At 49.6% G+C, this 11,276-nt stretch carries 8 protein-coding genes and 1 pseudogene; 7 read left to right on the forward strand and 2 right to left on the reverse strand.

What is annotated here, in order from left to right; all coding sequences use genetic code 11:
* Positions 1-4: 4 nt before the first annotated feature.
* Together rnhA and J7438_RS16750 are read right to left on the reverse strand one after the other, a co-directional pair.
* On the reverse strand, positions 5-445 hold the full coding sequence (gene rnhA / locus J7438_RS16745) for a ribonuclease HI (protein WP_101745800.1): 441 nt from the start codon (positions 443-445) through the stop codon (positions 5-7).
* Entirely contained in the window at positions 429-1,253 is an 825-nt protein-coding gene (locus J7438_RS16750; protein WP_209203564.1) for a methyltransferase domain-containing protein, read from the reverse strand. The genes rnhA and J7438_RS16750 overlap by 17 nt, the downstream gene beginning before the upstream one ends.
* Before the next feature lie 253 nt (positions 1,254-1,506).
* Here J7438_RS16750 and gloB point away from each other — a divergent pair, with 253 nt between their 5' ends.
* From gloB to J7438_RS16785, 7 genes and pseudogenes are all read left to right on the forward strand, one after another.
* The gene (gene gloB / locus J7438_RS16755; protein WP_286196642.1) at positions 1,507-2,289 is read left to right on the forward strand and encodes a hydroxyacylglutathione hydrolase; all 783 of its coding nucleotides are present in this window, start codon (positions 1,507-1,509) and stop codon (positions 2,287-2,289) included.
* A gap of 42 nt (positions 2,290-2,331) precedes the next feature.
* Positions 2,332-3,957 carry a lytic transglycosylase gene (locus J7438_RS16760; RefSeq protein WP_209277453.1) on the forward strand — a complete coding sequence of 542 codons (1,626 nt, stop codon included), beginning with the start codon at positions 2,332-2,334 and terminating at the stop codon, positions 3,955-3,957.
* Positions 3,958-4,076: 119 nt separating this feature from the next.
* Entirely contained in the window at positions 4,077-5,882 is a 1,806-nt protein-coding gene (locus J7438_RS16765; RefSeq protein ID WP_209203561.1) for an extracellular solute-binding protein, read from the forward strand.
* Positions 5,883-5,910: 28 nt separating this feature from the next.
* Positions 5,911-7,713, forward strand: a complete 1,803-nt coding sequence (locus J7438_RS16770) for an extracellular solute-binding protein (RefSeq protein WP_209277454.1) — start codon at positions 5,911-5,913, stop codon at positions 7,711-7,713.
* Between the two features lie 121 nt (positions 7,714-7,834).
* Positions 7,835-9,820 carry an extracellular solute-binding protein gene (locus tag J7438_RS16775; RefSeq protein ID WP_209277455.1) on the forward strand — a complete coding sequence of 662 codons (1,986 nt, stop codon included), beginning with the start codon at positions 7,835-7,837 and terminating at the stop codon, positions 9,818-9,820.
* Between the two features lie 12 nt (positions 9,821-9,832).
* The gene (locus J7438_RS16780) at positions 9,833-10,921 is read left to right on the forward strand and encodes a microcin C ABC transporter permease YejB (protein ID WP_209277456.1); all 1,089 of its coding nucleotides are present in this window, start codon (positions 9,833-9,835) and stop codon (positions 10,919-10,921) included.
* A gap of 6 nt (positions 10,922-10,927) precedes the next feature.
* A pseudogene (locus J7438_RS16785) lies at positions 10,928-11,276 on the forward strand (ABC transporter permease); the annotation flags it as partial.

Genomic DNA, 11,276 nt, shown 5'->3' on the forward strand with positions numbered 1-11,276 from the left:
CTATCTACTTTTTGAAAGCTTCCGCACCCTTACAGGCCAGCCGGTCAGCAATTTCATTTTCCCGATGACCGGCATGACCTTTGATCCATCGCCAGTCGATATCGTGTCGTTGATTCTGTTGATCCAGCAGCTGCCAGAGATCCTGATTCTTCACTGGCTGACCAGCCGCTGTTTTCCAGTTTTTCCGTTTCCAGCCGGTCATCCATTCAGTGATACCTTTACGGACATACTGGGAGTCGGTAGTAAGAATAATTGAACAGGGCCGTTTAAGAGCCTTGAGCCCTTCTATCGCCGCCATAAGTTCCATCCGGTTATTGGTGGTTTCGGGTTCACCGCCAAAAAGCTCTTTCTCTACAGTGCCGTAACGGAGTAACACCCCCCAGCCTCCAGGCCCGGGGTTTCCTTTACAGGCACCATCGGTAAAAATTTCAACTGTCTGACTCAAAAGAACTCCAGTCTTTGTTTACTTTCACGGAACTGGTTCTACCAGCACTGGGGCGGGTCAATGGCTGACCGACAAAACGCCTGCGCACATCGGACCACACTTTTCTTACCGGGGTCAGTCCGGGGGTTTCGCGGGTGGCAATCATCATATAAAAGCCACCGACCGGTAACTGAAGTTGTTCCAGCCTTTCTTCAATCAGATCACCACGCAAACCGGTAAAGAAACGTTTCAGCGGTTGAACATAGCCACCATAAACGATTCTTTCCACATTGAAATTGAGCAGGGCAAGCCAGTCTTTCAACCTTGAGGTCGAAATAAAATGCGCATCCCTGAGAAGACGACGCTGACCTGGCACACACCACCGAACAATATTGGTCATGCTGTAGGGGTTGAAGCCAATAATTATCAGCTTGCCATCCGGTATAATGGTATTCGCCGCCTCACTGAGCAAACGATGTGGGCTGTCGGCAATTTCCAGCGTGTGTTGCAACAGAACAAGATCCAGGCTTCCCGGTGACACTGGCCAGTAATGGGGATCAGCCATCACCTGTGGTCTCGGGCAATCGGCAAGATGGCTGGAACCGAGGATAAACTGTCTTCTTACCGGACTGCTGAACATCAGGTCTTTATGCCAGGAGGCAGAGTATTGCCCCGCATGGAAACCAAAGATGGTACCTAACTCTCGTTCCAGCAGACTTTTTTCATAGTCAACCAGTAACCTTCCTGAGTCGGTATCGAGCCAGCGGCGCAAGCCTCCAATACGGTCAGAGAAACTGCTTTTGGTCCTTTTCCGAAATCGTCGAATCATGCAAATTATTGTACCAATAAACAGTCAATACTTGTCCCGGAACACCCCAGAGACTTTCCATCATCAGGTCTGTTCATGTTAACCTCGTTAAGATCGAGTTTATACAGAAAATATTATTCTATGACATCAGCAGATATCGGCTATAACATCTTCAACCGGACAACCTCGTAGCATATACACGCTCAACACTGATCTTCCCTGTGCAGCAGTACCAACGATGATCACAGGGATGAAAGAAAGGACATTCAAGGCGATGCTGATTATATCTCCGATAACCGCATTTAATGACAACTACATCTGGATGTTTCATTCGCCGGATAGCCGGGATGTTTTTGTGGTTGATCCCGGTGATGCCAGGCCGGTTGAACAGGCACTGAATCATCATGGACTCAATCTGGCGGGCATTCTCATCACCCACCACCATTTTGATCATACTGGCGGAGTCGCTGAACTGACCAGCAACAGAAATATTCCGGTTTACGGTCCTGACAACCCGAACATCAAGGGAATCACTCACCCTTTGCGTGATAATGATACGGTTAAGCTCAGCGCCTGCCAGTTTAAAATTCTGGCCACTCCCGGCCACACACTGGACCATATTGCTTACTTTACCGATTTCGGCGACGATGAAAATCCAGCGCTTTTTTGTGGAGACACTCTATTTGTTGGTGGTTGCGGCCGATTATTTGAAGGGACGGCAGAACAGATGTACAGCAGTCTGTCCCGTCTGGCTTCGCTCCCCGGCCATACACGGATTTACTGTGCCCATGAATACACTCAGGCCAATCTCAAATTTGCCCGGGCAGTGGAGCCAAATAACCGGAAGCTACAGGAACAGGTTATGCAAGTTGCTGAGTTACGCTCTGAAAACCGGCCTACTGTGCCCTCAACCCTGAGAAAGGAATTGGACACAAATCCGTTCCTGAGATCAGACCAACCGGAAGTTATTCAAGCCGCCTCTGACAGGGATCCGTCCTCAAGTGCCAGCCCCGTTGATGTTCTAAGGGTAATCCGAGCATGGAAGGATAATTTTTGATAGTGGTAAAATAATGAACTGATAATACTCAGAACCCTATATATGACCAAAGCCCCCTACTTAACAGGCCAGCCGTTTATTTTTGGCCCACCCCGACGGACTCTGCCAACGCTGGCCCTTTCGCTGTTTCTGACTGGTTGTCAGCTGGTGAGTAACTCGCCCTCATCTTCGGCATCCACCGTCAAGAAAGAAACCAGGCCAATTGTTGAAAAGCCTTCTGTGGAAAAAGTGGAGGTCACAACACCGGAGAAGATAACGCCTGAAAAAAAAGAACCGGTGGTCATCGACGACCTGTGGGTTCGCATTCAGTCAGGCCTGGCAATGGATCTTGACCAGAATAACCCGCGAATCCAGGCGGAACTGAACTGGTATAAACGTCACAAGTCTTACTTCAGCCAGATTTCCAAACGTTCAGAGCCCTACCTCTATTTTATTGTCAAAGAAGCGGAAGCGAGAAATGTTCCCCTGGAACTGGCTCTGATGCCCATTGTAGAGAGCAGCTTCGATCCCTTCGCCTACTCTCATGCAGGTGCTTCAGGGCTCTGGCAGTTTATGCCGGCAACGGGTAAACACTATGGCCTCGATCAGAACTGGTGGTATGACGGTCGCCGGGATGTGGTACATTCTACCCGTGCAGCACTGGACTATATGCAAACCCTGTACAATAGATTTGGCGACTGGGAGCTGGCACTGGCAGCGTTTAACTCTGGCCCCGGCCGGGTACAGCGGGCTGTTCGGAAAAACAAAAAGCTCGGTAAATCTACCCGTTTCTGGGCACTTGATCTTCCCAGGGAAACCACGGCCTATGTGCCAAAACTGATCGCCCTCGGCAAAGTGGTTCGAAATCCATCCAAACATGGCGTTCAGTTGAGCAAAATCCCCAATAAGCCCTACTTCGCCAAGGTAGATACCAGTGGTCAGCTGGATATGGCCAAGGCAGCCAAACTGTCGGGTGTCGAATTGGAAGAACTCTACCGACTCAACCCCGGGCTGAACCGCTGGTCAACGCCACCGGAAGGTCCTCACCACCTGGTAGTCCCAGTCACTCATGCTGAACATTTCCGGACTCAGCTGGCAAGCCTGCCGCCGGAGAAACGGGTAAAATGGGATCGCTACACAGTGAGTGCCGGTGACACCCTGAGTACCATTGCCATGAAATACCGGACCAGTGTCAATGTCATTACTGAGGCCAATAAACTCAGCGGCACCATTATTCGTATTGGTCAGGGCCTGATGATCCCGGTAGCGGCGAAAACAGCAGAAAGTTACACGCTCAGTGCCAGCCAGCGCCTTGCAGCAAAGCAAGATCGTTCGGTGAATGGCCGTTACAGAGTTGAGTACCTGGTAAAGTCTGGCGACAGCTTCTGGACGATTGCCCAAAAGTACGATGTTGGTGTTAACGAGCTGGCTCGTTGGAACAATATGTCTCCCAAAGATACACTGCGAATTAATCAGAAGCTGGTGGTCTGGAAGAAACAGGATTCACAAAATGCAGTTGTGAGAAAGGTACACTACAAAGTCCGTTCCGGTGACTCCCTGGCCAAAATTGCCTCAAAGTTTAATGTGAATGTCGCCCAGATCAGGGATTGGAACAGCGATATGAATGGCAAATTCATTCACCCCGGCCAGCAGGTCACATTATTTGTCAATGTAACCCGCAGCTTCTGACACCCCCACCTTTCCGGCAGATGCTATCCTGATAGCTTTTTTGCTGGAAGGTCCTGATCTTTGATCATCTCTCCCAAAAATAAGATAAGTCTTTAAGAGCAGACATCGGGATTACGGCTATGGGGTTTACCGTCTTCAGATTAACAACACCGCTGATCATCTGTGTCTTGAGTATCAGTCCAATGCTATCTGCTGCAGACCAGAACAGCAGGTTAAGACACGCCATCAGCCTTTATGGTGAGCCCGGGTATGCTGAGAGCTTTCGGCACTTTAACTATGTTAATCCCGATGCACCAAAAGGTGGTGAGCTGAAACAGGGCGTTATTGGTCATTTTGACAGCCTTATCCCTTATATTGATCGTGGCACAGCCGCGGCTGGCAGCCATATGATGTATGATACGCTGCTGGCCAGATCCTGGGATGAGCCCCTGACCAAATATGGCCTGATTGCCGAGGGTATAGAACTTGCCCCTGATAATACCTGGGTCTCCTTTGCCATAAACCCGGCGGCCCGATTCCATGATGGCCACCCCGTCACTGCTTATGATGTTAAATTCAGTTTTGACCTGCTCCGGGAAAAAGGGTCAACGTTTTATAAACAGTTCTATCAGGATGTCGAGAAGGTAGAAGCCACCAGCAGCCACAGAGTACTTTTTGTGTTCAGGCATAGCAATAATCGGGAACTGCCATTGATTCTTGGGCAAATGCCCATTCTACCGAAACACTATTGGGCAAACCGTGATTTCTCTTCTCCCGGTATGGAGATTCCTGTCAGCAGTGGCCCCTATAAACCTGTGAAAATAGAGCCAGGACGCTCAATAACCTTTGCCAGGGTCGAAAACTACTGGGGGAAAGATCTGCCCGTTAACCGGGGAAGAAACAATTTTGATCGCATTCAATACGAGTATTATCGAAACAGCCATGTCCTTTTAGAAGCCTTGCAGAAAGGAGAATACGATTTCAAAGCCATCAGCGACCCTCGCGTCTGGCATGACCAGATACGGGATGAATCACTGAAAAAAAACCAATTGATTCGCACATCTTTAAGCAATCGTAACCCACAGACATTAACCATCACCTACAACACCAGAAGAGAGATTCTATCAGAGCCGGGTGTCAGAGAAGCACTGGGATATGCCGTTGAGTTTGACTGGATCAATCGACACTTATTCCATGGTATGTACCATCGGGCAGACAGCGTTTTTGCCGGGACAGAACTGGGGGCTTCGGGAAAACCCTCTCAACAGGAAACAGAACTGCTCTCAGTATGGAAACATGAAATTCCGGAACAAGCATTGGATCAGGCATGGATTCCACCGGGGGATGAGCCCCGGATGACCCGCCGGGATCGCAAAAGAAAAGCGCTATCGCTGTTAAAGCAGAGCGGCTGGACCATCAACAACAACCAGCTGGTGAACCAAAACGGCAAACCGCTGGAGCTTGAAATCCTGTTGTCCTCTTCTGAAGATGAACGGATCTTTATTCCAGTTCAAAAGACTTTGGAAAGCCTGGGGATCAGACTGAATATAAGAACCGTAGACGCTGCCCAATATGTTGAAAGGCTAAGAAACCAGGACTTTGATATGGTTCTGTACACCTTTCCCCACACGCCCTCACCCGGCACAGAGCAGGCCAGCTTATGGGGTTCAGCGACTGTTGACCAGCACGGTTCCAGAAATATTGCCGGTATCAAGCTGAAATCCATTGATAGCCTGACGGAGAAAATACCCCGGGCCAACTCCAGGGAGGAACTGCTAACGCTGGTCAAATCCATGGATAGAATCATTCTCTGGAATCACTATGTACTGCCACTTTGGTACCAGCCCCACTGGCTGATAGTCCACAAACAGCAACTGAGGTACCCGAAAAATCCTGCGCCCTATGCACTGGATTTGAGTACCTGGTGGTACCAGAAAAACCAATAAGTGTGGCTAATTGAAAGGAACTCGCGGGATGACTGACTTTTTGAAAAATGGATTTCTATTTATCAGTCTTATCTACTCTGTGTATGCCTGCGCAAACCCTGCCGATAAAAATTCAACGATAGCTCATGGCCTGAGCTTTCATAACTCGCTGCAATATCCTGATAATTTTACCCACTTTGGCTATGCCAACCCCAATGCCCCCAAAGGCGGTACTCTGAGAAAAGGCGTTATCGGCAGTTTTGATACGTTTAATACTTTTGCCCCAAAAGGCATCTGGGCTGATGGCAGCTACTTTCTCTATGACCCGTTGATGGCCAGGGCCGGTGATGAACCCTATTCAGTCTATGGCCTGATCGCCCGGCAAATTGAGTATCCGGATGATTTTCGCTGGGTCATATACCATCTGAATCCCCATGCCCGGTTTCATGATGGACACGCCATCACCTCAGAAGATGTTGTCTATACCTTCCAATCACTGAAAAAACGAGGCCCACCTCACTACAGGCACCTCTATGGAATCATTGATAATGTCGAGGCTATATCGACAACGTCTGTTCGTTTCAGTTTTTCTGAGCCACCAGCCAAAAGTCTGATTCTTCGACTCTCTCAACTCAGGGTGCTGCCAGCGCACTACTGGCAGCGACCAGAGCGTGACCTCTTCAAGGCGACACTGAAGCCCCCACTGTCCAGTGGTCCTTACCGGGTAAAAGAGTTCAGCCCCGGACGCTTTGTTACCTATGAACGTGTTACGGATTATTGGGCAGCTGACCTGGCCGTCAACAAAGGTCGACATAATTTTGATCTTATCAGAACAGACTATTTCCGGGACGACAGCATAGCCCTTGAGGCCTTTAAAAAAGGAGAGTACGACCTCCGCATTGATGCCAATCCCCGAAGCTGGTCACAGGCTTATAAACCAACGCAGACAGGTAAAGCAAAATTCATTCAGGAAAAAATAGATAACAAAAGTCTGGGCATGCGAGCGTTTGTATTCAATCTGAGAAAGCCGGTTTTTGCCAGTCGAAAAGTCAGAAAAGCCATTTCACAGGCGCTGGATTTCAACTGGATGAATCAACACCTGTTTTTTGGGATGTACCATCAGGCCTACAGCCTTTTCTCTAACTCAGACCTTGCGGCTGATAAGCCACCTTCTGACAAAGAGAAGACAATTCTCGCTCCCTGGCAGAATAAGCTTCCTGATGAGCTGTTTACCAATCACTGGGAGCCGGTTCAGACAGACGGTTCAGGCAACTGGCGAAACAACAAGACACTGGCCTTCCAATGGCTGAAAGAAGCAGGTTATAGCTACAAAAACAAAACGCTTGTTGATCCCCATGGTCAACCACTGAAGTTTGAAATTCTGTTGACTGACCCTGAACATGAACGCTTTGTGATTCCATTCGTCCGCAATCTCAGTGAACTGGGTATTGCCGCCAGCATGAATACCGTAGATGCCTCGCGGTACATCAATCGTCTCCGCAGGTTTGATTTTGATATGATCATTCACGGCTTTTACCCTGGCATTACCCCCGGTACCGAGTTGAAAAATTTCTGGGGCAGCGCCAGCGCAGACAGTGACGCGGGACAAAACCTTTCCGGCATTAAACTCGACTCGCTGGACCGTATGATAGATAAAGCCATCATGGCAACAACCCGTGAAGAGCTGGCTCTTTACACCCGGGCCATTGATCGGATCGTACTCTGGCACTACGCGGTCATTCCTCAATGGTACCTGCCCTATTGGCCAATGGTTTACTGGCCGGGATTGCAACACCCTGAGCTTGCCCCGCCTTTTGACAATGGCTTAAGTACCTGGTGGCGGGAATATTGATATGCTGACAAAGCAGGACTGGTACTTAACAACCATCCATGGTTCAGTCTATATTAGAACGATTACTTATATACAAGACTGCACAGAGATTCTTAAATACTAACGGTTGCTTATGATGGTCATGAATTCTGGTTATCTTACACTTGCAGCGCTGACCCTTGGGGTGACTCTCTCTTATTCCAGCGGGTCATCAGCCACTGCCTCGGGACATACAACCGGGTCTGAGCACGAGGTCATCGCTAAAACGTCACTGGTGCTGCACGGTGAAGCGAAATATGGCAGCAAGCCCTTTACGCACTTTGATTATGTCAATCCGGATGCCCCCAAAGGCGGCAGTATTCGTATGGCTGCCAGTGGTACCTTTGACAGCCTCAATCCATATACCAACAAAGGAACCCCGGTTAGCGGTATCGAGCTTATTTATGACACATTGATGATCCAGAGCCGTGATGAGCCTTTCTCCCTCTATCCACTCATCGCCGAGTCCGCAGAAAAAGCCTCTGATAACAGCAGCATTACCTTTAATCTGAACCCCGACGCCCGTTTCCATGATGGTCAGCGGATCACTGCTGACGATGTAAAATACACCTTTGAACTGCTGACCCGTCAGGGACACCCTTTCTATCGCAGTTACTATTCCGATGTGGACACCGTCACCGTTCTTGCCGATCGTCGGGTCAAATTCACATTCAAACATAGCAATAACCGTGAACTGCCTTTTATTCTGTCAGAGCTGCCTGTGCTCCCTAAACATTACTGGGAACTGGATGAGAATGATTTTTCCTCTGCCTCACTGCAAATCCCCCTTGGCAGTGGTCCCTATCAGGTTAAAAGTGTTGATGGCGGCCGGAGTATTGTCTATCAGCGGGTCAAGGATTACTGGGCCAAAGACTTACCCGTTAACAGGGGCCGATATAATTTTGATGAGGTCAGTTACGACTACTACCGGGACGAACATGTTGCCCTGCAGGCACTGAAAGCTGGCGAATATGACCTGCGCTATGAAAATATTGCCAAAAACTGGGCCACTGCCTACGACGTACCCCCGGTTCACAACGGTGAACTGATTCTGGCCACCATCCCTACCCGAAACCCTGCGCCTATCCAGGGCTTTGCCTTCAACCTGCGACGGGACTTCCTGCAGGATCCCCTGGTCCGAAAAGCCATGGGCTATGCCATGGATTTCGAATGGCTGAATCGCAACCTGTTCCATGACAGCTACATTCGTTCGAAGAGCTATTTTGGCAATTCAGGCATGGAAGCCACCGGCATTCCAGAAGGCGATGAACTGAAACTCCTTGAGCCCTGGCGTAATCAGTTACCGGCAGAACTCTTTACCAGACCCTATAGCGTTCCGGTAACCAATGGTTCCGGCAATATCCGGCCGCAACTGAAAAAAGCACTGAGGCTATTGAAAAAAGCAGGGTGGACCCTTGAGAACAACCAGCTGGTCAATAACAATGGCCAACCCCTGGAGGTTGAGTTACTGCTCGGACAACCCTCTCTTGAGCGGGTGGCACTGCCCTTCAAGAAAAATCTGGAACAAATGGGCATTGAACTGAAGATCCGAACCGTTGATATCTCCCAATACATCAACCGTATTCGTGACTTTGACTATGACATGATCGTTGCCGGCTATGGCCAATCTGCCTCTCCGGGTAATGAGCAGACGGGTTTCTGGGGCAGTAAAGCGGCAGACACCAAAGGCAGCCGTAACTACATGGGAATCAAAGATCCGGTGGTGGATGCCATGATTGATCATGTGATTGATGCCACCAGCAGAGAGGAGCTGACGACCGCAGTAAAAGCGCTGGACCGGGTGCTGTTGTGGGGTGAGTACCTGATTCCCCAGTGGTACTACCCTTATGACCGAATCGCCCATTCCAGCCGATTAATCAGGCCAGAATCAGAACCTTTGTACAGTACCGACATTTATACCTGGTGGATCGACAGTCAACCGGATGCAACAACTGAGTCATCCCGGAACAACGGTGATGCCGGGGCGACAGCCGATAACGCTGAAAACGACAGTTCATGGTTATACTCAGCACTGATATTGCTGGGACTTATTCCTGTCTGGATTTATCGCCGCAGAAAAAACCGTTAACAGGAACCCGCCATGAGCAGCTATATCTTGCGCCGACTTGCCCTGATGATCCCGACCCTGTTCGGGATCATGCTGGTGAACTTTGTTATCATTCAGGCCGCTCCCGGTGGCCCGGTGGAACAGATGATTGCCAAACTTGAGGGTTTTGAAGTCAATGCCATCAGCCGAATCGGAGGTTCCGGTAACGCCGAAGTCCAACAGATGAGTCTGGATGAGAGCGGAGAATATCGCGGACGCAGAGGTCTTGACCCGGAACTGATCAAAGATATCGAGCAACTGTACGGCTTTGATAAGCCAGCCCATGAGCGGTTTGTGCAGATGATCAAAAACTACCTGACCTTTGATTTTGGCGACTCGTTTTTCCGCGACGCCAAAGTGGTCGACCTGATTAAGGAGAAACTGCCGGTCTCAATTTCACTGGGCCTCTGGAGCACCCTGATCATCTACCTGATCTCCATTCCGCTGGGTATTCGCAAGGCATTGAAACACGGCAGTCGGTTCGATATCTGGTCAAGCGCTGTGATCACCACGGGTTATGCGATTCCGAGCTTTCTTCTGGCCATTCTGCTAATCGTGCTGTTTGCCGGAGGCAGTTACTGGAACGTTTTCCCACTGCGAGGGCTGGTATCGGACAACTTCGACGAATTAAGTCTGATAGGTCAGATCCGCGACTATATCTGGCACATGATATTGCCCATCATCTGCATGGTCATCAGTGGCTTTGCCACACTGACCATGCTCACCAAGAATTCATTCCTTGATGAAATCCATAAACAATATGTGCAAACCGCAAGAGCCAAAGGGCTGGATGACCGAAAAGTCCTGTATGGCCATATCTTCCGTAATGCCATGTTGCTGGTGATTTCCGGCTTCCCTGCGGCGTTAATAGGCATCCTGTTTACCAGCTCCTTGCTGATTGAAATCATTTTTTCTCTGGATGGGCTCGGACTGCTTGGCTATGAAGCCGCCATCAACCGGGATTATCCCGTGGTTTTTGGCTCTCTTTATATCTTTACCCTGCTGGGTATGCTGATCAAACTCCTCGGTGATCTCACCTATGTCGCCGTTGACCCCCGTATTGACTTCGAAGCCAGGGACTGACGTGGAATGACAAAGTTCAAACTTAATCCGCTCAACCAGCGCCGCTGGCAGAATTTCAAGCAGAATCGCCGGGGTTATATTTCGCTCTGGCTATTCAGCATTCTCTTCGTCATAACCTTGCTGGCAGAGGTGGTGGCTAACGATAAGCCACTGCTGCTCTGGTACGATGGCAGCCCCTATTTCCCGACCCTGGTCACCTATCCGGAAACCACCTTTGGCGGAGAGTTTGAACTGGAAATGGACTACCGACAGGAATTTGCCAAAGAACTGGTCGAGCCCAAAGGATGGATGCTCTGGCCACCCATTCGCTACAGTTACGACACCATTAATTATGCCCGTATTGCGCCCGCCCACC

Origin of the sequence: Thalassotalea sp. G20_0, from assembly GCF_017744175.1 — a bacterium.
GTDB lineage: Bacteria > Pseudomonadota > Gammaproteobacteria > Pseudomonadales > Endozoicomonadaceae > Endozoicomonas.

Bases quoted from the DNA above. Each gene is read 5' to 3' on its own strand.
- J7438_RS16765 (WP_209203561.1), top strand. From the start codon at position 4,077: ATGGGGTTTACCGTCTTCAGATTAACAACACCGCTGATCATCTGTGTC.
- J7438_RS16750 (WP_209203564.1), bottom strand. From the start codon at position 1,253: ATGATTCGACGATTTCGGAAAAGGACCAAAAGCAGTTTCTCTGACCGT.
- J7438_RS16780 (WP_209277456.1), top strand. From the start codon at position 9,833: ATGAGCAGCTATATCTTGCGCCGACTTGCCCTGATGATCCCGACCCTG.
- J7438_RS16760 (WP_209277453.1), top strand. From the start codon at position 2,332: ATGACCAAAGCCCCCTACTTAACAGGCCAGCCGTTTATTTTTGGCCCA.
- J7438_RS16775 (WP_209277455.1), top strand. From the start codon at position 7,835: ATGAATTCTGGTTATCTTACACTTGCAGCGCTGACCCTTGGGGTGACT.
- gloB (WP_286196642.1), top strand. From the start codon at position 1,507: ATGCTGATTATATCTCCGATAACCGCATTTAATGACAACTACATCTGG.
- J7438_RS16770 (WP_209277454.1), top strand. From the start codon at position 5,911: ATGACTGACTTTTTGAAAAATGGATTTCTATTTATCAGTCTTATCTAC.